Annotated in this window: 18 protein-coding genes and 1 pseudogene; 10 read left to right on the forward strand and 9 right to left on the reverse strand. The window is 75.4% G+C overall.

The annotated features are described in order from the left end of the window. Window positions 1-77: 77 nt before the first annotated feature. Both JE024_RS01935 and JE024_RS01940 read right to left on the reverse strand, forming a co-directional pair. The gene (locus JE024_RS01935) at window positions 78-719 is read right to left on the reverse strand and encodes a TetR/AcrR family transcriptional regulator (RefSeq protein ID WP_205371884.1); all 642 of its coding nucleotides are present in this window, start codon (window positions 717-719) and stop codon (window positions 78-80) included. Further along, complete coding sequence (locus JE024_RS01940; protein WP_205371885.1) at window positions 716-1,102, reverse strand: VOC family protein; 387 nt, start codon at window positions 1,100-1,102, stop codon at window positions 716-718. Before JE024_RS01940 ends, JE024_RS01935 begins: the two co-directional genes overlap by 4 nt. Before the next feature lie 138 nt (window positions 1,103-1,240). Between JE024_RS01940 and JE024_RS01945 the strand changes: the two genes are divergently transcribed. Beyond that, the gene (locus JE024_RS01945; RefSeq protein ID WP_205371886.1) at window positions 1,241-2,281 is read left to right on the forward strand and encodes a YsnF/AvaK domain-containing protein; all 1,041 of its coding nucleotides are present in this window, start codon (window positions 1,241-1,243) and stop codon (window positions 2,279-2,281) included. 217 nt (window positions 2,282-2,498) lie between these two features. On the opposite strand, the gene JE024_RS01950 is transcribed toward JE024_RS01945, so the two are convergent. Together JE024_RS01950 and JE024_RS01955 are read right to left on the reverse strand one after the other, a co-directional pair. Then, on the reverse strand, window positions 2,499-4,076 hold the full coding sequence (locus tag JE024_RS01950; RefSeq protein ID WP_244882523.1) for a hypothetical protein: 1,578 nt from the start codon (window positions 4,074-4,076) through the stop codon (window positions 2,499-2,501). A 123-nt stretch (window positions 4,077-4,199) separates the two neighbouring features. Beyond that, the gene (locus JE024_RS01955; protein WP_205371887.1) at window positions 4,200-5,357 is read right to left on the reverse strand and encodes a S1 family peptidase; all 1,158 of its coding nucleotides are present in this window, start codon (window positions 5,355-5,357) and stop codon (window positions 4,200-4,202) included. 317 nt (window positions 5,358-5,674) lie between these two features. Here JE024_RS01955 and JE024_RS01960 point away from each other — a divergent pair, with 317 nt between their 5' ends. Together JE024_RS01960 and JE024_RS01965 are read left to right on the forward strand one after the other, a co-directional pair. Beyond that, window positions 5,675-7,315 (forward strand): protein kinase domain-containing protein, encoded by a 1,641-nt coding sequence (locus JE024_RS01960; protein WP_205371888.1) that lies wholly within the window; start codon window positions 5,675-5,677, stop codon window positions 7,313-7,315. Further along, complete coding sequence (locus JE024_RS01965) at window positions 7,312-8,325, forward strand: hypothetical protein (RefSeq protein ID WP_244882525.1); 1,014 nt, start codon at window positions 7,312-7,314, stop codon at window positions 8,323-8,325. Before JE024_RS01960 ends, JE024_RS01965 begins: the two co-directional genes overlap by 4 nt. A gap of 124 nt (window positions 8,326-8,449) precedes the next feature. Here the strand turns inward: JE024_RS01965 and JE024_RS01970 are convergent, their stop codons facing one another. Beyond that, window positions 8,450-10,639: a discoidin domain-containing protein gene (locus JE024_RS01970; protein WP_205371889.1), complete on the reverse strand. Its 2,190-nt coding sequence runs from the start codon at window positions 10,637-10,639 to the stop codon at window positions 8,450-8,452. Window positions 10,640-11,013: 374 nt separating this feature from the next. Between JE024_RS01970 and JE024_RS40835 the strand changes: the two are divergent. Next, window positions 11,014-11,502 (forward strand): annotated as a pseudogene (locus JE024_RS40835) (aquaporin); the annotation flags it as partial. A gap of 14 nt (window positions 11,503-11,516) precedes the next feature. On the opposite strand, the gene JE024_RS40840 reads toward JE024_RS40835, so the two are convergent. The 3 genes from JE024_RS40840 to JE024_RS01985 all read right to left on the reverse strand — a co-directional run bounded on the left by JE024_RS40840 (window position 11,517) and on the right by JE024_RS01985 (window position 13,607). Continuing rightward, window positions 11,517-11,702, reverse strand: a complete 186-nt coding sequence (locus tag JE024_RS40840) for a hypothetical protein (RefSeq protein ID WP_244883245.1) — start codon at window positions 11,700-11,702, stop codon at window positions 11,517-11,519. Between the two features lie 93 nt (window positions 11,703-11,795). After that, entirely contained in the window at window positions 11,796-12,788 is a 993-nt protein-coding gene (locus JE024_RS01980) for an endonuclease/exonuclease/phosphatase family protein (RefSeq protein ID WP_205371890.1), read from the reverse strand. Window positions 12,789-12,854: 66 nt separating this feature from the next. Beyond that, window positions 12,855-13,607, reverse strand: a complete 753-nt coding sequence (locus JE024_RS01985) for a class I SAM-dependent methyltransferase (protein WP_205371891.1) — start codon at window positions 13,605-13,607, stop codon at window positions 12,855-12,857. Window positions 13,608-13,732: 125 nt separating this feature from the next. On the opposite strand from JE024_RS01985, the gene JE024_RS01990 reads away from it, so the two are divergent. The 6 genes from JE024_RS01990 (at window position 13,733) to JE024_RS02015 (ending at window position 21,816) form a co-directional block, all read left to right on the forward strand. Continuing rightward, on the forward strand, window positions 13,733-14,791 hold the full coding sequence (locus JE024_RS01990; protein WP_205371892.1) for an SPFH domain-containing protein: 1,059 nt from the start codon (window positions 13,733-13,735) through the stop codon (window positions 14,789-14,791). Beyond that, window positions 14,788-15,687, forward strand: a complete 900-nt coding sequence (locus tag JE024_RS01995; RefSeq protein ID WP_205371893.1) for a hypothetical protein — start codon at window positions 14,788-14,790, stop codon at window positions 15,685-15,687. The genes JE024_RS01990 and JE024_RS01995 overlap by 4 nt, the downstream gene beginning before the upstream one ends. A gap of 844 nt (window positions 15,688-16,531) precedes the next feature. After that, window positions 16,532-17,182 (forward strand): DUF4360 domain-containing protein, encoded by a 651-nt coding sequence (locus JE024_RS02000; RefSeq protein WP_205371894.1) that lies wholly within the window; start codon window positions 16,532-16,534, stop codon window positions 17,180-17,182. A 192-nt stretch (window positions 17,183-17,374) separates the two neighbouring features. Continuing rightward, window positions 17,375-17,809, forward strand: coding sequence for a hypothetical protein (locus JE024_RS02005; protein ID WP_205371895.1), 435 nt, complete (start codon window positions 17,375-17,377; stop codon window positions 17,807-17,809). 180 nt (window positions 17,810-17,989) lie between these two features. Next, a complete protein-coding gene (secD, locus tag JE024_RS02010) occupies window positions 17,990-20,335 on the forward strand; it encodes a protein translocase subunit SecD (RefSeq protein WP_205371896.1) in 2,346 nt (781 codons plus the stop codon). 203 nt (window positions 20,336-20,538) lie between these two features. Beyond that, window positions 20,539-21,816, forward strand: coding sequence for a glycoside hydrolase family 16 protein (locus tag JE024_RS02015; RefSeq protein ID WP_205371897.1), 1,278 nt, complete (start codon window positions 20,539-20,541; stop codon window positions 21,814-21,816). Between the two features lie 143 nt (window positions 21,817-21,959). Here JE024_RS02015 and JE024_RS02020 read toward each other — a convergent pair whose 3' ends face one another. Further along, complete coding sequence (locus JE024_RS02020; protein ID WP_244882527.1) at window positions 21,960-22,865, reverse strand: LysR family transcriptional regulator; 906 nt, start codon at window positions 22,863-22,865, stop codon at window positions 21,960-21,962. Between the last annotated feature and the right edge of the window lie 125 nt (window positions 22,866-22,990).

Consider the following 22,990-nt stretch of genomic DNA (forward strand, 5'->3'; position numbering starts at 1 on the left):
GCACGGCCGGACATTCCTCGCATTTCTGTTGAATACGGACGGTCATCGGGGCCGGTCGGAGCCCGTTCCGGGCCGCTTCAGTGGGGGTGCGCGTGCCGCGCCCCGGGGGGCAACTCGCTGATGCGCACGAGGCGGTCGAAGTCCACGGCGGCACCCCGCAGCAGGAGGTCGGCCAACGGCCGTGCCGGGAGCGGCCGTTGCACACCGCCGCCGAGCAACGCCCGCTGGTAGACGGCGGACGCGAGCAGGTCGACGAGCAGGTCGGGGTCGACGTCGGCGTGCAGATCGCCCCGGTCGACCGCCCGGCGCACGGCGGTCGCGGCGGCCTGCCGGCTCGGCTCCACGACCGTCCCGAGAAGCCTCCGGTGCAGTTCCGGATCACGCGCGCAGTCCGCGAGCAGCGGGGCGAGCACACCGGGCGGCAGGCGCTCGTCCAGCGCCTCGGTGAGCAGGCGCACGGCGGCGGTGAGGTCGCAGCGGGTGCAGCCGTTGTCGGGGACGGGGGGTGCGACGAGGACCGCGGCGAGGGCGTCGATGACGAGGTTCTGCCGGACCGGCCAGCGGCGCCGGATCGCCGGCTTGGTCGTCCCCGCCCTGGCGGCGACGGCCTCCAGGGTGAACCCGCCGTACCCCTGCTCGCGGAGGACGTCGAGCGTCGCGGCCAGCACGGCGGCGTCGATCGCCGGGTCCCGGGGGCGGCCGGCCGCGACGGGGCTCACGCCGGGACGTCCTGCGGGTACCAGCGCAGCTCCACGGTGTTGCCGTCCGGGTCCTCGACGTAGACCGACGTCGCGTCGCCCCGGGCGCCGAAGCGGCCGACCGGGCCCTCCAGGACGGTGAAGCGGCCGGAGTCGATGACCTCCTGCCAGTCGAGCGGGTCGACGACCAGGCAGATGTGGTCGACGTTCGACGTGCCGCGCGGCCGGCGGAAGAGGTCGATGATCGCGGTGGGGCTTATCCGCACGGACGGGAAGGGCACCTTGCCGGCGCGCCACTCCTCCACACGGACGGGCTCCAGACCGAGCGGACCGCAGTAGAACGCGAGCGAGCGCTCCACGTCCTCGACGTTGAGCACCACATGATCGAAATCCTTGACGCGCACGGTGACCCTCCCCTAGATCCATTTCCATTCCGTTGCGGAACGGATCGTAACACGGGAACGCCGGTGACGCACGGGGCGTTTGGGGCGATTTGTCACGGTTACCCGCTTGATGAGGGACTCCACGGAAGAGGGAGAGACATGATCACGCGAGAGCAGATCCCGAAGGTGCTGGACCATCCGGTCCACGACTCCGAAGGCAACAAGGTCGGCAACGCCAAGCACGTGTTCGTCGACGACGCGACGGGGCAGCCCGACTGGGTCAGCGTGCAGACCGGGCTGCTCGGCACCGGTGAATCGTTCGTCCCCATACAGAACGCCACGATGGTCGACGACCACCTCGAGGTGCCGTACCCGAAGGACAAGATCAAGGACGCCCCCGACGTCGACGTGGACGCCAGCGGCCACCTCTCCCGGCAGGAGGAGGAACGGCTCTACCAGCACTACAGCCTCGACTGGGACGCCGCCTGGCGGGACGCCAACCGTCCCGACAAGGGCTGGGCGGCGGACGGTTCGGACACCGACGGCACGGGTGCGGCCGGAGCCGCGGGGGCGGCGGGTGCCGCGGGGGCGGCGGGTGCCGCCGGGGCGCGGGGGAAGCAGGACGGCGGCGGAGCTGCCGGGGCGGCGGGTGCCGGCGGGACGGTGGGCGCTGCCGGGACGGTGGGCGCTGCCGGGACGGCGGGCGCTGCCGGGACGGGGCGTCACGCACGGGCCGGGGACACGACGGCGGCCGGGATGACCGCGAAGGAGGCCGGTGCCGCGAAGGCCGCCGGGCGCGGCGCGGGCGAGAGCGACATGGCGATGACCCGGTCCGAGGAGCACATGCACGTCGGCACCGAACGCCACGAAGTGGGCCACGCGCGGCTGCGCAAGTACGTCGTCACCGAGGAGGAGAGCCAGAGCGTGCCGCTGCGCCACACCGAGGTACGGCTGGAACGCGAACCCATCACCGAGGCCAACCGCGAGGCGGCGCTCTCCGGCGCGGAGATCTCCGAGGCGGAGCACGACGTCACGCTCTACGAGGAGCGCCCGGTCGTCGAGACCCGCGCCGAACCCGTCGAGCGGGTCAGGCTCAACGTCGAGGAGCACGTCGAGGAGACGACCGTCACCGGCCAGGTCCGCAAGGAGCGGATCGAGGCCGACATCCCCGATGAGAAGGGACGTGAGCGCCCGGCCTGACGCTGGCGGGACGGAGGTCCCCGGCCTGGCGACGGGCGGGAGGACGGCCCCCGGCCCGACGACGGTTCACGGCCCGACGGCGGTGGGACGGAGGTGTTCGGCCCGACGGCGGTGGGACGGAGGTGTTCGGCCCGACGGCGGTGGGACGACGGCTCCCGGCCGGCTCTCGCGGAAGCCGGCCGGGAGCCGTCCGCGGACCGGGGCCTCGCGCCACGTCCTAGCGGTGGTGCTGAAGTTGCTCCAGCCGGTGCTGGAGCAGCTTCAGCGCGCCGCGCTGGCGTCCGGGGACGCGGCGGCGCAACTGCACCAGCGGCGGCGCGAGCCGGCGGGCCCGCGCCATGTCGCGGACCTGCTCCCACTGGTGGTGCGCGCGGTCGACGGCTCCTTCGACATCGGGGTCGTCGGTGGTCTGCTGCCTGCGCAGCCTGCTGTCGGCGACCGCCATCCACAACTCGCAGCTACGCGCAGGGTCCCCGGCGAGGCGGGCCAGATCGGCGCGCACCTCCAGCCAGTGGAGCGCCTGCGCGGAGGCGGGTCCGTGGGTGCGCAGCGCCTCGCCCTCGCACGCGGCGGCGGCAGCGGCGGCCTCGGTGTGCCGGCCGGCCCGCGCGGCGTCCAGGATCGCCGCATGGGGGTCGGTCCCGGCGGCGGGCGACGGCACACCGTGGACGGGCCGGCCGGCAGCCGCGATCACCTCGCGGACGGGGCCGGTGGGAACGGAGGTGGTGGGAACGGGGGGCGTGGGAGCGGGAGTCGTGGGAGCGGGGGTGGCGGGAACGGCGGGCGTGGCCGGTGCGGGCGCCGGGCGGGTGGCGGCGGGGTGCGGCTCGGCCGGCGTCGCGCCTGCCCGGGAGGTGGCCCTGCTCCCGGAGGTGGACGGGGCCGGCACCGGCGGGGCGGGTGTCGCGGGGGACGGTACCCCGGGAGCCGCCGGCGCGACCGGCGCGGGCAGGGAGGTGTGGCCCGGCGCGGGCGACGGGTCGGGTGACGGGGCGTCAGGAGCGGTGGGCCGGGCGGGCGGGTGCGGGGCCGGCATGGGCGCGTTCCCCGGAGAGGCGGGCGCGGCGGGCCGGAGCGGCTGTGCGGCGACGAGCGCCGGGGCGGGGACGTACGGCGTCGGCGTCGGCGTCGGGGCGCTTGATCCCCGGAGCGGGAACAGCAGTTCTCCCTCGACCCGTTCGGCGCGAGCGAGGGCCGCCTCGTGGAGCTCCGCCAGGGGCGGCCGGGCTCCGCTGCGCCAGATCTCCGCCATCGCCCTGAGGTACGCGGGCTGTGCGAGGTTCCTGCGGCCGGTGGCGGGCACGGCCCTGCCGTACAGGAGGACGGAGGAACCGAGACCGGCGCCGCCCTCCTCCAGTTGCCGCCAGGCGTCCCCGTCCGCCACCAGGTCGACGACCAGGGTGGTCGAACCGGGCGGGCGCGGGCCGAGTTCGGCGGCCAGCCAGTGCCAGGGCAGTGCGGTGTAGCGCAGTGTCGTGGGGGTGGAGCGTGCCAAGGCGAAGTGGAGGCGCCGCTGCTTGCGGTCGAGGTGCAACTGGCCTGCGAGATAGAGGAAGAGCGGGCCGGGCGCGGCCGCGGCGGCGCGGATCCTGGTCAGGACGGTCTGCGGGTCGAGCGGGTCGGCGAGTTCGACGACCGTCGCGGCCGTGCTCCCCGCACCGGTCAGCACCTCCGCGGGAACGGCGGCCAGGGACGGCAGCACGGACGCCGCGTCGACCAGCCGCCCCTTGCCCGCCGGGGCCGCTGCCAGCAGCAATGCCGTGCCCGGCGCCGAGGTCTCCCTTGTGATCACCACACCGGAACCGTATCCGACGCCGGGCTCCGCACCGTGCCGCCGCCCGGGGAGGGACGGCGGCACGGCCCGGTGACACGGGGGACGCGTGTGCGGGGCGACGGCGATCCGCACGCGCGGCCGGGGTCAGGCGGTGTGGAGCGTCAGGCCGTAGCGGCCGAGGATCTCGTTGATGGGCTGGTGCCAGGTCTGACCGCCGGTGCTGCAGTTGCCCCAGCCGCCGGAGGTGACACCCTGCGCCTGGTCGCCGCTGATGAACGAGCCACCGGAGTCGCCGCCTTCGGCGCACACGCTCGTCTTGGTCATCTGGTGCACGGCGCCCTGGCTGTAGTTGACGGTCTCGTTCTTGGCGAGGACGTTGCCGCAGTGCCAGCGGGTCGTCGAGCCGGAGCGGCAGACCGAGGCGCCGATCGGCGCCTCGTTGGAGCCGCGGACGAGCTGGTCGGGCACGGTGCCCCAGCCGAGGACCACCGGGACCGTCCACCAGCCGCTGCCGACGCTCACCCAGGCGTAGTCGTTGCCCGGGAAGGACGAGCCCTGGAAGTGGCCGATGTGGGAGCCGTCCCAGCCGCGCACGGCCTGGCCCTGCGGTCCGCAGTGACCGGCGGTCACGAAGCCGCCGTGCACCGAGAAGCCGATGGAGCAGCGGACGTTGCCGGTGTAGTACGGGTCGCCGCCGACGGTCCCCGCGGCGAAGGTGCGCGGCGCCTCGGCGACCTCCGCGACGGCGACCGGACCGGCCGCGCGGGCCCGGTCGAGGAAGCGCCGGACATCGTTGTCGGAACGCTCCGACGCGACGACGGAGACGACGACCCGGTTGCTCTTCGGGTCCACGTGCCAACTGCTCACACCGGCGGGGGCGGGCAGCGCGTCGATCGCCGCCTTCGCCGCGTCGAGGCGGCGTTCGGTGTGCCGCACGACGCGGGTGTCCGCGCCGGTCGCCCGCACGGCCGCGGCGCGGTCCGCGTCGGTGACCGCCACGGTCAGGTTTCCGCTGGCGGCGTCGAACCAGGAGCCGCCGTACGCGGCGCCCGCGGCCTGCCGGGCCTCGGCCTCGATGCGGCCCGCGGCCTTCTCGGCGGCCATGCGCTCGCGCGCCTCGGTCGCGGTCAGTCCGAGGTCCCGCTGCATGGCCTCGACCAGGCCGGTGGAGACCTCGGCCGTGGCCGCCGGTGCCTGTCCGGCACTGCTGGCGGCGGCGACCTGGCCGGCTCCGGTGGCGGCCCAGGCACCCAGCAGCAGGAGCGTGGACAGACCGGTGCGCAGCACGGTGGTGCGTCTCATGGCGTCGACCTTTCGGTTGTTCCAGCAAAGGTGGGGGTGGAACAGGCGCGCATTTTGAGAGCGCTCTCAGAGGCGCCCGGGGCGGAGCGTAGCGGAGATCGCACGGCAGGTCCATGCCAATCACAACGGGGCGGTCCGTCCCGGCCAACTCCGCTCCCCTCCAACCCCGTTCGCCTTCGTGGGCCTGGCAGCCGTGTGCCGGGCGCGCCCCGCACGCCGGGCGCCGGGAACCGTCCGTGGAGAAACGGTGTCTGTGCCGGGGACGGGACGTGGCGCTACGGTGTGCGGCGGCGACGGCCGGTTTCGGGGGGAACGTGATGGGTGTGTGGACGGTACCGGGCTACACGGAGTCCCGGGAGCTGGGATCCGGCGCCGGCGGGCGCGTGGTGCTCGCGGTGCACGACGCCACCGGTGTGCCGGTGGCCGTGAAGTACCTCGGTGAACGACTGCGGAGCGACGCCTCGTTCGTGCGCGAGTTCCGGGCGGAGGCGCGGCTGCTCGGCGGGCTCGACACGCCGTACGTCGTCCGTCTCTACGAGTACGTCGAGGCCCCCTCGGGCGCGGCGATCGTGATGGAGCTGGTCGACGGGATCGCGTTGCGCGCGCTGCTGGCGCAGGAGGGCGCGACGGGGCCCGAGGCCGCGCTGGTCGTCCTGAAGGGGTCCCTGCTCGGGCTGGCGGCCGCCCACGCGCGCGGGGTGGTGCACCGGGACTACAAGCCGGAGAACGTGCTGGTGGCGGCCGACGGCTCGTCCAAGCTGGTCGACTTCGGCATCGCCACCCGGCACGGCGCGACACCCGGCGTCGCGGGCACACCGGCGTACATGGCCCCCGAGCAGTGGGAGGGCGGCGCCGCCTCGCCGGCCGCCGACGTGTACGCGGCCACGGCGGTCTTCTACGAGTGCCTGACCGGGCGGAAGCCGTTCCGCGGCGAGAACTTCGCCGAGCTGGCCCTCCAGCACATCGGCGCGCCGGTCCCCGAGGACGACACGCCGGAGCCGGTACGGCCGCTGATCCGGCGCGGGCTCGCGAAGGCGGCCGCGGACCGGCCGGCGGACGCCGCGGCCTTCGTCGCGGAGCTGGAGGAGATCGCCGGTGCCGCCTACGGCCCGGACTGGGAGGAGCGCGGGCGCGGGCGGCTCGCCGCGCTCTCCGCGCTGCTCCCGCTGCTGTTCCCCTCCGCCGCCGGGCGGGCCGCGGGGACGACCGACCGGGCGACCACGGCGCTGGCACCGCCGGGAGCCGGGGGCCCGCCGGGCGCGGGCAGGCGGCTGGTCCCGGGGCTGCCGGGCATCGTGGCGGCGATCGTCGCGCTGGTGCTGGCCGGGCTCGCCGCCGTCGCGGCGCAGGCGGGCGAGGACCGGCGGGAGACCACCGCCGAGGCGATGGCGACCACCAGCGCGGGACCGGCCGCCCCGGGCGCGCCGTCGCCGTCCCCGGGCACGCCCGGCGGACCGTCGCCCTCGGCCACCCAGCCGTCCCCGACGCTCTCCCCGTCCCCCACTCCGTCCGGCCCCTCCGCGTCGCCGACGGCCTCCCCCACCACGAGCGCGGCCACCTCGCCGGCGCCCGGGCCGACACCGACGCCCTCGGTGTCCCCCACGGTCTCCGCGACGCCGACACCCGCCCCCGTGCGGGTCGACTCCGTCGCCGTCACCCTCTTCCGGCAGACGGGCACGGCCACCGGGCAGGCGTCCGTCGACGTGGCGACGGACGGGCCGGGGCCGGTCACCGTCGTGATCACCTGGTACACGGGCAACGCCAAGGGAGAGCTCGGCGTCCCCGACGGGAGCGAGACGTTTCGCCGCAGCGGCGCCACGCGCTACACGCTGCCGCTGACCCACACCTTCCAGGGGCAGGGCTGCTACTGGGGCGTGGTGGCGTCGACCGACCCCGCCCCGGGCAGCGGGAGTTCGACGCAGCAGCTGCTCACCCGGAGGGGGTGCCCGGTCTCGTGAATGGCCACTCCGCGACGCCGCCCGGGCAGGGGCGGGACGGCGCGCCCGGGCAGCAGCCGGGCGGGCACGAGGACACACCGGCCGCCGGGGCGGCACCGACCGCCGGGACCCACGAGGGCGCCGTGCAGGACACGGTGCGGCTGCCCGCGGCCGGGGACGGCGCGTCCGACACAGTGCATCTGCCGCCGACCGGGGACGGCGTGCCCGCCACCGTGCGTCTGCCGCTGACCGGCGATGCCGGTCACGAGGGCTACAGCGCGACCGCTCTGGGCAGCCACTGGTTCGAGCGGCCCGGACCGGAAGGCTCCACCGCGCGGACGGACGCGCCCACGGCACGGGCCGCCGGCCCGGTGGGCGGAGGGGCGTTCCGGCCGGAAGGCCCCGTGGGCGGAGGGGCGTTCCGGCCGGAAGGCCCCGTGGGCGGAGGGGTGTTCCGGCCGGACGCGGAGGTGGTGCCCGACCGGGTGGAGGGCGAGGTGCTCCGGTTCGGCCCGGGGGTGACCGCCGTGGTCCGGCAGCGGGGGGACGCCGCCACGCTCGCCGGGGTGTGGCACGGCACCCTCGCGGGCGAGGCCGGGTCGTCGCGGGGCACGCCGGACGGACGGACGCGGCGCGGGCGGCCGGCGTGGCGGCGGTACGCGCCGGCGGCGGTGATCCTGGTGGCGGTGCTGGTGTTCCTCGCCTGGCAGCGCTTCGGTCCCGGTGTGGAGGTCCGCGGGGTCTCCGTCGAGGCGCCGGCGGAGGGGCCGGGGTGCGGCGGCACCGCCGATGTCACCGCGCTGGTCGAGACGAACGGGCGCGCCGGGACGATCGCGTACCGGTGGGAGCGCAGCGACGGCACGTCGTCCGGGCCGCTGTACGAGACGGTGACGCGCGGGCAGCGCCAGGCGCGGCTCCACCTGGGGTGGACGTTCACCGGGGTGGGCGCGTACGCGGCCCGGGCCGAGGTGCGGATCGAGTCGCCCGGGCGGCACACGGCCGCGGCGGAGTTCGTGTACGTGTGCCGCTGACCCCGCCCGGAGGTACCGCTGACCCCGCCCGGGCCGCCGGACGCGCGGTGGTGCCGGGGCCCCGGGCGGGGCACCGGCACCACCGGGACCGCCGCGCGCCGGGGCGCGCGGCGGCGGTTCGCCGTCAGGGGAAGCTGACGACCGTGGAGGGGACCGTCGACGTGCCGGAGGTCGGCGATCCGGTGCTGTTGATCACGTGCTCGAACTGCCCGTTGCCGCCCAGGGACACGACCAGCAGGTTGTGGAACTTCACGCCCGGCTTGACCGGGGCGCGGAATCCGTGGTCCTGGCGGATCGTCGGGTCGACGTTGTAGTAGCAGTAGCTGCCCATGCCCCAGCCTTCGTGCTGCTCGACGGAGTCGTCGACGCGGTACGCCGCGTAGCCCTTGACGGAGCCGTTCTGGATGGCTGCCTGGTTCGGGGCGTCGTACGCCTTCTCGTTCTGGAAGAAGATCGTGCGTCCGCGTTCGCCGTACCACTCGACGTCGTACTTGTTGAAGTGCTCGACGAACAGGCCGGTCGCGAGGACGTCGTCGCCGTTGACCCGCACGCCGTAGTCGGCGCGGTTGGTCTCCCAGCCCCAGCCCTCGCCGTGGTCGGCGCGCCAGACCCAGGTGTGGTCGATGATCGTGTCGTCGCTGTTGACGACCATGCTGGTGGTGGCCTTGCCGGGGCCGGCCCCGCCGATGCGGATGAACACGTCCTGCACGGTGGTCGGGTTGGCCGCGTGGTCGGCGGAGGAGCCCTGGGGGCCGATCTCCAGCAGGGTCGGGGAGTTGACCGGTCCGGCGTCGATGAGGAAGCCGGCCAGCCGGACGCCGTCGACGTCGGCGACCTTCATGGCGGTCACACCGTTGTCGGGGATGATCGTGGCGAGGCCGAGGCCCAGCACGATCGTGTCGGGCCGGTCGATCTCGATGGTGCGGTCGATGTGGTAGACGCCCGGGGTGAAGAGCAGGTGCAGGCCCTGGTCGAGCGCCGCGTTGACGGTGGCGGCCGTGGCGCCCTGCTTCACTACGTAGAACCGGTCGAGCGGGATCGACGTGCCCTGCGGTGTGCCGTTGCCCCAGGAGGTGCCGCGCGCGTCGACGCGCTTGGCGGGGGCGAAGACCTTGTAGTCGTCGCCGTCGAGGTAGAGGAAGGGCTTCTCGCGGGAGATCGGCGTGGTGTCGAGCGTGGTGTAGGGCGGGTTGGGGTAGCTGGTGGCCGGTGCGCCCTGGACGCCGGAGAAGGTCATGTTCCAGACCGCGTTGGTCCAGCCGCCGACCGAGCTGTCGCGGGTGTACCACTGCTGCTGCGAGTAGGGGCCGACCGTGCCGTCGATCCTGCTGTCCGCGATGTAGCCGCCGCTGGCCCAGCCGTAGCCGTCGGGGGCCAGGTTGAGCCCGCCCTTGACGTGCATCCGGCGGAACGGCGCCGCCTGCGACACGGCCCAGCGGTTGGTGCCGCTCACCGGGTTGAGGGCGAGGTTCTCGGCGGAGCGCCAGAAGTTCTGGGTGGCGTTGCCGTTGAACCACCCGGCGTCGACGGTCACATCGCCGTTGAAGGTGGTGTCGTCGGGGTTGAGGCCGAGGCCGGCGATCGAGGTGTAGAAGCCGATCTGGGCGTTGATGTCGTCGTAGGTGCCGGGCTTGAAGAGCAGGGCGTGCCGGCCCGGGCCGAACTGCGCGGACTCCTGCTGCTCGAAGATCGCGTCGACCTTGCCCTGGATGTCGGGCGTGGCGGGGTCGAAGACGTGGACGTTGGGGCCGAGGTCACCGCCGCCGGGGATCTCGGGGCCGCCGCCGTTCGTGGTGCCGTAGACCTTGAACTCCCAGAGTGAGTAGCCGTATCCGGTGGAGCGGGCGGTGCCGGTGAGCCGCACGTAGCGGGCGTCGCCGCTGACGTTCAGGGTCTCGTCGCCGCCGGGGCCGGTGGTGGTGGAGTACGCGGTGGTCCAGTCGTTGCCGTCGGTGGACAGCTCGATGCGGTAGGCCGTGGCGTACGCGGCCTCCCAGGCGAGCTCGACAGCGGTGACGGAGGCGGTGGCACCCAGGTCGATCCGGATCCACTGCGGGTCGGCGAAGGCGCTGGACCAGCGGGTGCCCGGGTTGCCGTCGACCGCGTTGGCCGCGGCCGTGCCGCCGTTCTCCTGGCTGGAGGCGGTCACCGCCTTGCCCTGGGAGAGCAGGGCGGGGGCGGCCGTCGCGGGGGCGGCGGGCAGCACGCCGAGGAGCGCCGCGACCAGGGCGGTGACGATCAGCGCGCCGAGGGTGCGCCATCGTGCGGGACGGGTGGCGGGTGGTCGCGGTGGGCCGGTGAGAGCAGCAGGCATGGGGGGTCTCCTGGCTGGTGCGGGTGGAGGCGGGCGGGTGCCGGGCCCGCGCGAGAGGCGGAGAGCGCTCTCATGGGCAGGGATGATTCTCCGGGCGTCACATCCGCGTCAAGAGTTGTGCACGAATGCCCGGCGTACGGGCCGAGATCGCACCCTTCACCTTCAACTTCCGAAGCCATGCCGGCAGTTGGTGTGCCGCCGGAACCGGACAAGAGGCGTCGATGCGGACGCCGCTCCGGGCGGGGCGACGACAAGGTCCGACGGCGGGGCCGCCCACCGGGGGCCGGGCGGCAACGGGAGCGCGCGCCGTCGCCCCGAGGCCGCACACCGGGACCGTGTTCCCACTGTTCCGCTGAACGGAATATATTTTCCGCATGACGACATCCGAGGAGAGACCGCCGGGACTGCCCCGCCGTGCCGCGGCCGAGGCGATCGGTACCGCGGCACTGGTGACGGCCGTGGTCGGCTCCGGCATCAAGGCGGACGCGCTGACCCCCGACGCCGGGACGGCGCTGCTCGCCAGCTCCCTGGCCTCGGCGATCGCGCTGGGACTGCTGATCACCCTGCTGTCACCGGTGTCCGGCGGTCATCTCAATCCGGTGGTGACCCTGTACGCGTGGTGGAGCGCACGGGAGCGCGGCTCGCGGGCGGGGCGCGACGCCCTGGTCTTCGTCGTGGCGCAGACGGCCGGGGCGCTCGTCGGCGCCCTGGCAGCGGACGCCCTGTTCGGCCGCGCGCCGGGCGTCCTGTCCGTACAGGACCGGTCGGCGGGGCATCTGCCGGCCGGCGAGGCGGTCGCCACGGCGGGCCTGGTGTTCCTGATCGCCGGGCTCCGGCGGACCGGGCGCGCCCGGTGGACACCGCTCGCCGTGGCCGCCTATCTGATGGCCGCGATCTGGTTCACCTCGTCCGGTTCGTTCGCCAACCCGGCCGCCACGGTGGGGCGTTCGCTCTCCGACTCGTTCGCGGGCATCGCACCGGCGTCGGTCCCCGCCTTCGTCGGCGCCCAGGTGCTGGGCGGGGTGCTGGGCTGCGCGCTGGCGGCGGCGCTGTTCGGCGGCATGCCGGCGCGCGGCGGCGCCGGGCGCGGGCCTGCCGGGCGGCACCGGGCCGGCGCGCGGCGGGACGCCTCGCGCGAACGCCGGTGGCCGCGCCGTCAGTACCTGATCCGCGCGAGGACCGGGAGATGGTCGCTGCCGGTGGCCGGGAGGGCACGGAGGCCGACCACGGCCGACGTCCGGGCGAGCACCTGGTCGATCCGCGCCACGGGGAAACCGGCCGGCCAGCTCAGGGCGAACCCCGGGCCCTCGGCCTCCAGGCGTGAGGTCAGCGGACGCAGACCGCGGTCGTCGACGGTGCCGTTGAGGTCACCGAGGAGCAGGACGCGTTCGACGGGCTCGGCCTCGATCGCCGCGCCCAGCAACCGGGCGCTCTCGTCCCGGTTGCCGGATCGCAGCCCCTGCACACCGAGCCGGATCGACGGCAGATGGGCCACGTAGACGGCGATGTCGCCGTGGGGGGTGCGGGCGGTGGCCCGCAGTCCGCGGCTCCAGCCGGGCTCCACGGCGCGGGGCCGGATGTCCACCGGCGCCACGTCCGTGAGCGGGTACCGGGACCACAGTCCGACGGTGCCGATGACGGCGTGGTGGGCCCAACCGGGGGCGAGTGCCCGCTCGTAGGCGGGGAGGGCGGCCGGAGTGACCTCCTCCAGGGCGATGAGGTGGGGTCGTTCGCGGGCCAGCGCCCGCGCCGTGCCCGCCGGGTCGGCGTTGTCGTCGGCGACGTTGTGCTGCACGGCGAGCAGGTCGTGCCGTGCGCCGTCCGCCGGTACGAGCAGCGGTCCGAAGAGGGCGAGCCAGGCCACCACGGGGAGCACCAGCGCCACCAGCGCCGTCGCGGAACGGCGCAGCAGGCCCGCGAGGAGCAGCACGGGGACGGCGAGGCCCAGCCAGGGCAGGAACGTCTCCAGCAGGCTGCCGAGCCGGATGCCCGCGTTCGGCACCAGGCGGTGGAGTGCGAGCAGGGCGGCGGTGAGGACGGCGCACCCCGCGAGGACCCGGCCGCGCCGCCACCGCGAGGGGCGTGCGCCGGGGCGGCCGGATGGCGTACCCGCCGTGTCGTCGCCGCCCGTGCCGCCCGTGCCGTCCATACCCGCCCCGATCTCCGTGTGGTGCCCCCGCGGGGAATCCTGCCAGGCCGGCGGGGTGAGGCGTCGTCAGCGGGTGGCGGCGGGGGCGGGGCGCTCCTCGCGGCGGGCGATCAGCAGGCGGGCCCGGGGCGCGCCGTCCGGGCGCCGGCCCAGGGCGGTCAGCGGGGTCGACTCCACCGAGAATCCGGCCCGGTGGAGGTCGGTGAGGACGCCCGAGAGCGGGAACGTCCGGTAGTACATGACGAACCGGGGCCGCCACACGGCGTTGCGCACCCGCATGGTGGCGTCGAAGCCGAGCAGGGCCCAGTAGAGCCAGGAGTCGGGGCCCGGGGGCGCCAGGACGGGGAAGGCGAAGCGTCCGCCGGGGCGCAGCGCGGCACGGACCTGCGCGAAGAGCAGCGGCCGTTCCTTCGGGAGGAAGTGGCCGAACGCGCCGAAGCTGACGGCGAGATCGAAGACGCCGTCGAAGGGCAGGGCGCGCGCGTCCGCCTGTACCCAGTCGACCCGCGGGCCGGGGCCGGGCGGCGCGGTCCGGGCCGCGACGCCGAGCATGCCGGCGCTGAAGTCGACTCCGGTGACGCGCTCCGTGCACACCTGCCGGAGCACGTCGACGCCCGCGCCGGTGCCGCAGCAGACGTCCAGACCCGCACGGAACGGACCGAGGGTCCGCAAGGTCTCGCGCACCGGGTCGAGGACGGCGTCCGGCGTGCGGAAGGGGGTCCGGTCGAACGCGGGAGCCAGCAGGTCGTAGCCCCGTCGCGTGGAGGAGAGGGCCTGGACGGCGAGCTCGGTGAGGGTGGGTCCCTGTGCGGTGAACATCGGCACCCAGCCTACGGGCCGGGCGGTCCGGGGGACGGGGAACGGAGGCACGGACTCCCCTTTTTCGTCTGCTTGACGACAACCACCGGGCTCGATATCGTCATGAAGACGAAAAGGGGGTTCCCATGGCAGACATCACCGCGCGCCTCGGCTGGCGTCATCTGCGGGCCGCGCCCACCGCCCATGTGCGGTGCCACCGGCGCGGCCGGCTCGTCCACGACGGGCCGGGGCTGAGCTTCTGGTTCCGGGCACTGACCGCCGCCCTGTCCGAAGTGCCCGTCGACGACCGGGAACTGGCCGTCTCCTTCCACGCGCGCACCTCGGACTTCCAGGACGTCGGCGTCCAGGCGACCGTGACGTACCGGATCCACGACCCGGCGACGGCGGCCGCCCGTCTCGACTTCTCCATCGACCCGGACACGGGCGCCTGGCGCGGCGCGCCGCTGGAGCAGATCGCCACCCTGCTCACCGAGTCCGCCCAGCAGCACGCGCTCGACGTGCTCGCCCGCACCACGCTCGCGTCGGCGCTGGCGGACGGGGTCGCCACGGTGCGCGAGCGGGTCGGCGGCGGCCTCGCCGCCGAGCCGCGCCTGCCCGCCACCGGTATCGAGGTGGTCGCCGTGCGGGTGGTCGCGATCCGCCCCGAGCCCGAGGTCGAGCGCGCGCTGCGCACCCCGGCCCGCGAGCAGATCCAGCAGGAGGCGGACCGCGCCACCTACGAGCGCCGGGCGGTGGCGGTCGAACGCGAACGCGCCATCGCCGAGAACGAGTTGGCCAGCAAGATCGAACTCGCGCGCCGCGAGGAGCAGTTGGTCGAGCAGAGCGGCATCAACGCGCGCCGCCGGGCCGAGGAGAGCGCGGCCGCCGACGCCGTCCGGGCCGACGCCGAGGCCTCGCGGACGGTGCGCCTGGCCCGCGCGGAGGCCGAGGCGGCCGAGCGCATCGGCGCGGCGCGCGCCGAGGCGCAGGCCGCCTGGCTGCGGGTCCACTCGGCGGCCGACCCGGCCACCCTGCACGCCCTGGCGGTGACCCGGCTGGCGGAGAACCTGCCGCGCATCGACAGCCTCACCCTCTCGCCGGACGTCCTCACCGGGCTGCTGGCGAAGCTCGGCGCGGCGCCGGCCGGCGGGGCCGCGGGCGCGGAGGGCGCCGGGGGCGGGCCCGCGGCCGGAGCGCGGCCGTGAGTCTCGCCCCGCGCGCCGTGCTGGTCCACCGGACCACCGAGTACGAGGAGCTGATCGCCCGGCACGGCACCCGCGGCCAGGCGGAGTTCTTCCTCGCCTCCCGGGGCCGGAGCATCGCCGAGGTGGCCGAGCGCCACCACCGGGCGGTGCAGGCGCTCGCGGACGTCGCGGCCGCCGTGCCGCTCACCTGGCGCAGGGCGCGGGTCGAGCGGGCCGATCTCGACCGCTTCCTCTTCGGCCCGGAGGACGTCGTGGTGGTCGTGGGGCAGGACGGGCTCGTCGCCAACACGGCGAAGTACCTGTCGGGGCAGCCGGTGGCCGGGATCGACACCGATCCCGGCCGCAACCCCGGGGTGCTCGTGCGTCACCGGCCCGGGGACGCGGGGCGGCTGCTGCGGTCCGCCGTGTCGGCGAGCCCGGCGGCGGACGCGCTGGCGATGGTGGAGGCGGTCGCGGACGACACCCAGCGGCTGGTCGCCCTGAACGAGATCTTCCTGGGCCCGGCGGGCCACCAGACCGCCCGCTACCGGGTCGGCCCCGACCTCGACGGGGCCGACCCGGAGGCGCAGGCGTCGTCGGGCATCCTCGTCGGCACCGGCACCGGGGCGACGGGCTGGCTGCGCTCGCTCTGGCTGGAACGGGCCAGCACCCTCGCGCTGCCCGCCCCCGAGGAGCGGCGGCTGCTCTGGTTCGTGCGCGAGGCCTGGCCGTCGCCGGCGACGGGCACCACACGGGTGTCGGGCGCCCTGTCGGGCGCGGAGGGCCTGCGCGTCACCGTGGAGTGCGACCGCCTCGTCGCCTTCGGCGACGGCATGGAGACGGACGCGCTCACGCTGACCTGGGGGCAGAGCGTGCGCGTCGGCGTCTGCGACACCGCCCTCCACCTGCTGTCCTGACGGTGCCCGGCGGGGTGCGGCCCACTGCTGCGGCCGCACTCGCCGCCGGGCCACGGCGAGCTACCGCCCGGCCTCCCGCCACGGAGTAGCCGCACCGGCGCCACCGCGGGCGCCACTCCCCCGGCCGGGTGCGGGCCCCGCGCGGCGGGCGGGGCGCCGGCGGCGGCCCGGTCCTTGCAGGCATGCTCGCTGCGGCTCGACGGGCGCAGCGGCGCCGCCGGGGACGAGCGTCGCCCGGCATGGCCCCGGCCCGGGCGGGCCCACCGTCGGTCGATGGCCGGGCCCGGACGCCGTCCCGCCGCCGGTGCCGCCTTCCGGGCCGGGCCACCGCCCGAGCCTGGCGGCACCGGCAGGTCGGGCCATCGGCACGGCGGGGCCATCGCCGGGTGCGGCCGGGTGACGGGCCCACCGGCGACCAGGGCACCCGGCCCGCCCCGCGCGTACCCCGTGGCCGGCGGACCGGCCCCGGTGCATCGGGGGGAACGCCGGTACCGGCCAGTTACGGGCGGGGTGGAGGGGTGTCATTGGCCGGGCATCGTCCTGCCCGGCCGGGCCGGGACTCTCTAGCATTCGACCACTCCCCGCCTCCGGTACGGGCGGGGCGAAGCGAGAGACCTGACATGTGCATGATACTTCAACCATCGTGGCCATGCCAGCCCCACCACCCCGCCCGGCCCACGAGCCGCACGAGCCACGCGTGTCGCGCGGGCTCGGCGCGTCCCGCGGGATCCGGCGCGGTCGGTCCGTGACGGCCGCCGCACCACGCGGTGTACCGCACCCCCCAGCCCGAGGCCCGGCCCCGGTGGGCCGGGCCGCCCGGCACCGAAGCCATGGACGGAGAACCATGAGAGCACCGCTCCTGGTGGGCGCGGCGACAGCCGCGCTGTTCACCTCCGCACTGCCCGCACAGGCCGGCGCGTCGTCGATCGTCGACCCGCCGCCGGACAGGATCGTCATCGATGTCGCCACCGTCAACGGGTCCGGCTGCCCGCTCGGCACCGCGGCCGTCGCGGTGTCCGAGGACAACACCGCGTTCACCGTGACGTACAGCGACTACCTCGCCCAGGCCGGCGGCGACGCCGCCCCCACCGCCGCACGCCGCAACTGCCAGCTCAACCTGCTGGTGCACGTGCCGCAGGGCTTCACCTACGCCGTCGCCAGCGCCGACTACCGGGGATACGCCTCCCTGCGGCCCGGGGCTAGCAGCACGGAGAAGGCCTCGTACTACTTCCAGGGCTCGCCGAGCACCGCGTCCAGGACCCACACCTTCCGCGGCCCCTACGAGGACAACTGGCAGGCGACGGACGACACCGACTGGGCGCAGCTCGTCTGGGCGCCGTGCGGTGTGCAGCGCAACTTCAACATCAACACCGAGCTGCGCGTCAACGCCGGCACCTCGGACCCGGCGGCCACCAGCTACATGACGATGGACTCCACCGACGGCGACATCAGCACCGTCTACCACCTCGCGTGGAAGGAGTGCCCCGCGCGCTGACCGGCCCGGGGCCCTGATCAAGGGCCCTGATCCGGTCCTCCGGACAGCCCCGGCCGGGCCTCCCCCTCCCGGCCGGGGCCCTCGTGCCGCCGGTGCCGCACGCGCCTCGGCGCCCGGCGGCTCCGGCGGCGCCGCACGTGGCCTACGCTGAGCGGCGACAGACTGCGGGCCGAGCGGACGGGGAGGGCGCGGATGGACCGGCGTGTGCGCCGCACCGCGGCAGCGGCCCTGCCCTCCGTGCTCCTCGGGGTGTGGGCCGTCTTCCTGGTCCTCCTCGGTACCTCGCCCGGCTCGCCGGCCGTCCCCGGGCAGGCCGCGGCCTCCCCCGCGACGGTCCGGCCGGCGGTGCTCCCCGCCTCCGCTCCCCCGCGTGACGGCCGGCCGCACGCCGAGGTGCGGGCGCCCTCCCGTTCCGCGGCGGACAGCGCCGTGCAGCAGACCGCGGCGGCCGAGCACACCGTACGGCTGCCGGGCGCCCCGCCGGCCGTGGCCTCCGCCGTCCACACCGCCCGCCCGGCGCAGCCGCGCGGCATCGCGGGCGCCGGACCCCGCCAGGAGCGGGCGCCCCCGCGCGACGCGTACGACCCCCGCCACACCCGCGGTCCTCCCGCCACCCGGTTCAGCTGACGTTTCCTCGCGCCCGCCGTACCGGGAGCCGCGGCATGCCCGCGGACCGGTGCCGAGGGGTGTCGGCCACCGTGTGCCGGCGCCCGGCGGACGCGCCTTCCCCTGCGTCCGCCCGTCCCCGGGTGCGGCGTCCGCCGCCGTGCGGCCGTCCCGTCCCCGCGGACCGCCCGTGGAGTACCCATGTCATCTCGCCGTGCCACGTACTGGCGCGCGCTCGTCGCGCTCGCCGTCGTCGGCCTCTCCCTCTACATCGCCCTGACCACACCCGCCCGGCTCGGACTCGATCTGCGCGGCGGGACCCGGATCGTCCTGGAGACCGAGGACTCGCCGACCGTCCGCGCCGACGCCGCCGCCACCGACCGGGCCCTGGAGGTGCTGCGCAAGCGCGTCGACGGCCTCGGCGTGGCCGAGCCGTCGCTCGCCCGGTCCGGGGAGCGGCGCATCGTCGTCGAATTGCCCGGGGTGCAGGACCCCCGCAAGGCCGCCGAGGTGATCGGCCGCACCGCCCAGCTCACCTTCCACCCCGTCACGGGAGCCGCCGGCGCCGCGGACGCCGGGCCCCCGGCGGCGGACGGCTCGCGCGTCCTGGCCGATCCCGGGACCCCCGGGAGCCATCTGCGGCTCGGACCGCCGGCGCTGACCGGCGACGGCGTCGACGACGCCGAGGCCGTCCTGGACACCCAGTCGGGCCGCGGCTGGACGGTGGACCTCTCGTTCCGCGGCAAGGCCGGCGACACCTGGGCCCGGCTGACCGGCGAGGCGGCGTGCGCCGCGCCGTCGGACCCGGGCCGCCGGGTGGCGATCGTGCTCGACGACCGGATCCTGTCCGCGCCCGGCATGGAGAGCGGTGTGCCCTGCGGCGCGGGCATCACCGGCGGGTCTGCGCAGATCACCGGCGGCTTCTCGGCCGACGAGGCGCGCGATCTGGCGGCGCTGGTCAAGGGCGGGGCCCTGCCGGTGCCGGTGACCGCGATCGAGCAGAGCACCGTCGGTCCGACGCTCGGCGCCGAGGCGATCCGGGCCAGCGCGGCGGCCGCACTGATCGGCCTGGTGTGCACGGGCGTCTTCATCATCGTGGTCTACCGGCTGCTGGGTCTGCTGGCGACCGTCGCGCTCGGGCTGTACGGGCTCATCTCGTACGCCGCCGTGGTCGGGCTCGGCGCGACGCTCACCCTGCCGGGCCTGGCCGGGTTCGTGCTCGCGATCGGGATCGCGGTGGACGCCAATGTGCTGGTGTTCGAACGTGCCAGGGAGGAGTACACCAAACCGGGGGCGGGCGGCCGTGCCGCGGTCCGCGACCTGCGGGGGCCCCTGCGCACCGGCTTCGCCAAGGCGTGGAGCGCGGTGGCCGACTCCAATGTGACGACGCTGCTCGCGGCGGGGCTGCTGTTCGCGTTCGCCACCGGGCCGGTCAAGGGCTTCGGGGTGACGCTCGTCATCGGTGTGCTGGCGTCCATGGTGTCGGCCATGCTCATCACGCGGCTGCTGGCCGAGTGGGCCGTGCGCCGGCGGTTCGTCGCCCGGCGGCCCGCGATCACCGGCATGGCGACCACCGGCAGGCTGCGGGCGCGGCTGGTGCGCCGGCCGCCCCGGCTGATGCGCAACCGGCGCCGCTGGCTGGGCATCTGCGCCGGTCTGCTGATGCTCGCCCTGGGCGGGATCGGGGCGCGCGGGCTCGACTTCGGGGTCGAGTTCACCGGTGGGCGGGTGGTGCAGTACACCGCCGAGCGGCAGGTCGACGCGGACGCCGCCCGGGCCGCGGTGGTCGACGCCGGCTTCCCGCAGGCGGTGGTGCAGACGACCGGTGACGAGGGCGTCTCCGTACGCACCAAGGAGACCGGCGACGACCAGCAGGAGCGCATCCGCGAGGCCCTCACCGGGGCCGTGGGCGAGGTGTCGGTGGAACGGGACGACCTGATCGGCCCGAGCCTCGGCGACGAGCTGCGCACCTACGCGCTGATCGCGCTCGCCCTGGCGGTGACGGCGCAGCTGCTGTACCTCACCGTCCGGTTCCGCTGGACGTTCGCGGCGGCCGCGGTGGTGGCGATGGTGCAGGACGTGCTGCTGGTCGTCGGGCTCTTCGCCTGGCTGGGCAAGCCCGTCGACAGCGTCTTCCTGGCCGCGCTGCTGACGGTCGTCGGGTACTCGGTCAACGACACGGTGGTGGTGCTGGACCGGCTGCGCGAGCTGCGGCGTACCGGCACGACGCTGAGCTGGGCGGAGCTGGCGGACCGGGCGGTGGCGCAGACGCTGCCGCGGACGGTCAACACCGGGATGGGCGCGCTGTTCGTCCTGATGGCGCTGGCGGTCCTCGGCGGGGACTCGCTCACGGACTTCTCGGTGGCGCTGCTGGCGGGCGTGGTGGTGGGCATGGCGTCGACGGTGTTCACCGCGATGCCGGTGGCCGTGCTGCTCCAGGGCCGGTTCCCGGACCGGCCGCGGTCCGGGGCGGCGTCCCGGAGCGGCGGCGGCACCCGCAAGGACGGCCGGTCGCGGGCGGGCGACCGGAGCGGGGCCGTGGTCTGACCGTCCGCCGGCCGGGGCCGGTTCCCGTGTGGCGCGTTCGCGCGGTGCGCGGGGACCGGTCTGGACCAAGCTCTTGACACCCCCTTATTTCACTTCTTGAATCACATGCTGAGGTAAGCGCCCGTCACCCGCGGGCCCCCCTCGCAGCGACCTGTCATATGCACGACAGCCCCTTCCACCCCCACGTACCGGAAGGGAGAGTCATGGACTCCCCCCGCATTTCCCGGCGTCCGCTGCGCCGCCCGGTGACCGTACTGGCGCTCGCCGCCGCCATGGCCGGCCTGCTGGGCGGCGCCCCCGCCGCCGGCGCCGACCGGACACCGGCCCCCGCACCGGCCGCGGCCGCCGCGGCGGTGACCTTCTCCGACGACTTCAACGGACCCGCCGGCGCGGCCGTCGACTCCGGCAAGTGGCAGATCGAGACCGGCGACAACGTCAACAACCACGAGCGGCAGTACTACACGGCCGGCAACAACAACGCCGCGCTCGACGGGCAGGGCAACCTGGTCATCACCGCCCGCCGCGAGAACCCGGGCAACTACCAGTGCTGGTACGGCCGTTGCGAGTACACCTCGGCCCGGCTCAACACCGCCGGAAAGTTCACCACCACGTACGGGCACGTCGAGGCCCGTATGAAGGTGCCGCGCGGACAGGGCATGTGGCCCGCGTTCTGGATGCTGGGCAACGACATCGGCCAGGTCGGCTGGCCCGCGTCGGGCGAGATCGACATCATGGAGAACGTCGGCTTCGAACCGTCCACCGTCCACGGCACCCTGCACGGACCGGGCTACTCGGGCTCCGGCGGCATCGGCGCGGGCTACACCCTGCCCGGCGGGCAGAAGTTCGCGGACGCCTTCCACACCTTCGCCGTCGACTGGTCCCCGAACGAGGTGACCTGGTCGGTGGACGGCACCGTCTACCAGCGCCGCACACCCGCGGACCTCGGCGGCCGGCAGTGGGTCTTCGACAAGCCGTTCTTCCTCATCCTGAACCTGGCCGTCGGCGGCTACTGGCCCGGCGACCCGGACGGCAGCACGGTCTTCCCGCAGCAGCTCGTCGTCGACTACGTGCGCGTCAGCACCGGTGACACCCCGGCGGCGGGCGGGCCGATCACCGGCATCGGCGGCAAGTGCGTGGACGTCGCCGCCGCGAACACCGCCGACGGCACCCCGATACAGCTCCACGACTGCAACGGCAACGCCGCGCAGAAGTGGACCGTGGGCGCCGACGGCACCATCCGCGCGCTGGGCAAGTGCCTCGACGTCGCCTCGGGCGGCACCGCCGACGGGACCGTCGTGCAGCTCTGGACCTGCAACGGCACCGCTGCCCAGAAGTGGGTCGCCAACACGGCCCGCGACATCGTGAACCCGCAGGCGAACAAGTGCCTGGACGCCACCGGGAACAGCTCCGCCAACGGTACCCGGCTCCAGATCTGGACCTGCGCGGGCACGGCCAACCAGAAGTGGACGGTCACCCGCTGACCTTCCGTCACCTGCGGCCGGGCAGCCTCACGGCGCCCCGGCCGACGGACCACGGGCGCCCCGGTCGGGCGGGGCGCCCGTGACCGGGGCACGGTCCGGCGCCGTCCGGACCGTGCCCCGTTGCTTCACAGGCCGGTGGCCCGTCACCGGCCGCCCCCGGCCGCCTCGCGCAGGGCGTCCAGCATGGCCCGCAGCGCCGGGCCCTCCCGCTGCGTGCGCCGTCTGACGGCCTGGACGACACGGACGGGCTGCGGACCGCGGACCTTGCGGACGACGACCCCCGGGTGCCCGCCGCCGATGCCGAGCAGCGGCATCAGAGCGACCCCCAGCCCCGCGGCGACGAACCCCAGCGCCGTGGCGTGGTCCTCGCTGCGGACCGCGAAGCCGGGGACGAAGCCCGCCTCGGCGCAGGCGTCGGTCACCAGCTCCAGGCAGGGGCCCGGCGGCCATTCGTTGCCGACCCACGGCTCGCCCGCGAGCCGGCCGAGGTCGACGACCCGCTTCGCCGCGAGCGGATGGCCCTTCGGGAGCACCACGCGATAGGGATCCTCGGCCAGGCGCTCCGCCATCAGCAGCTCGTCCGCGTCGCCCTGCCGCGCGAGCGGGACCACCAGGGCGATGTCGGCCTCTCCCCGGCGCACCGCGCCCAGCGGGTCCTCGGGGTCGGCGAGCGCCAGGTCGACGCGTACGCCGGGGTGCTCACGGCGGAAGGCGGCGACCGCGGGGGCGACCAGACCGGCCCCCGCGGTGGCGAAGTAGCGGAGGGAGAGGCTGCCGGTGCGCCCCGCCCTCAGATCCGCGAGCGCGGTCTCGGCCTCGGCGATCCGCCGGCCGATGGCGGCGGAGTGCTCGGCGATCAGCCGCCCCGCGGCGGTGGGACGCACCTGCCGGCCGACCCGCTCCAGCAGCTCCGTGCCCGTCTCCTTCTCCAGGGCCCCGATCTGCTGACTGACCGCCGAGGGCGTGTAGCCGAGCTCGGCGGCGGCCGCCGTCACCGACCCCAGGGTCACCACGGCTTCGAGCATCCGCATCCTGCGCACATCGAGCATGTAGCACAGGTTAACGGAGTGTCCAGAAGCTTTCACTGGTGCTTCAGCGGGGCCGGGGTGCACGGTGGACTCCTCGAACGGTGGGCTCCCCGGACAGCGGACTCCCCGCCGCGGTGGAGGGAGAC

The organism is Streptomyces zhihengii (assembly GCF_016919245.1).
GTDB classification, from domain to species: Bacteria; Actinomycetota; Actinomycetes; order Streptomycetales; family Streptomycetaceae; genus Streptomyces; species Streptomyces zhihengii.

Coding starts and splice junctions, on each gene's coding strand:
- JE024_RS01945 (WP_205371886.1), top strand. CDS start 1,241: ATGATCACGCGAGAGCAGATCCCGAAGGTGCTGGACCATCCGGTCCAC.
- JE024_RS01955 (WP_205371887.1), bottom strand. CDS start 5,357: ATGAGACGCACCACCGTGCTGCGCACCGGTCTGTCCACGCTCCTGCTG.
- JE024_RS01960 (WP_205371888.1), top strand. CDS start 5,675: ATGGGTGTGTGGACGGTACCGGGCTACACGGAGTCCCGGGAGCTGGGA.
- JE024_RS01970 (WP_205371889.1), bottom strand. CDS start 10,639: ATGCCTGCTGCTCTCACCGGCCCACCGCGACCACCCGCCACCCGTCCC.
- JE024_RS40840 (WP_244883245.1), bottom strand. CDS start 11,702: ATGCCGCCGAACAGCGCCGCCGCCAGCGCGCAGCCCAGCACCCCGCCC.
- JE024_RS01980 (WP_205371890.1), bottom strand. CDS start 12,788: ATGGACGGCACGGGCGGCACGGGCGGCGACGACACGGCGGGTACGCCA.
- JE024_RS01985 (WP_205371891.1), bottom strand. CDS start 13,607: ATGTTCACCGCACAGGGACCCACCCTCACCGAGCTCGCCGTCCAGGCC.
- JE024_RS01990 (WP_205371892.1), top strand. CDS start 13,733: ATGGCAGACATCACCGCGCGCCTCGGCTGGCGTCATCTGCGGGCCGCG.
- JE024_RS02000 (WP_205371894.1), top strand. CDS start 16,532: ATGAGAGCACCGCTCCTGGTGGGCGCGGCGACAGCCGCGCTGTTCACC.
- JE024_RS02005 (WP_205371895.1), top strand. CDS start 17,375: ATGGACCGGCGTGTGCGCCGCACCGCGGCAGCGGCCCTGCCCTCCGTG.
- secD (WP_205371896.1), top strand. CDS start 17,990: ATGTCATCTCGCCGTGCCACGTACTGGCGCGCGCTCGTCGCGCTCGCC.
- JE024_RS02015 (WP_205371897.1), top strand. CDS start 20,539: ATGGACTCCCCCCGCATTTCCCGGCGTCCGCTGCGCCGCCCGGTGACC.
- JE024_RS02020 (WP_244882527.1), bottom strand. CDS start 22,865: ATGCTCGATGTGCGCAGGATGCGGATGCTCGAAGCCGTGGTGACCCTG.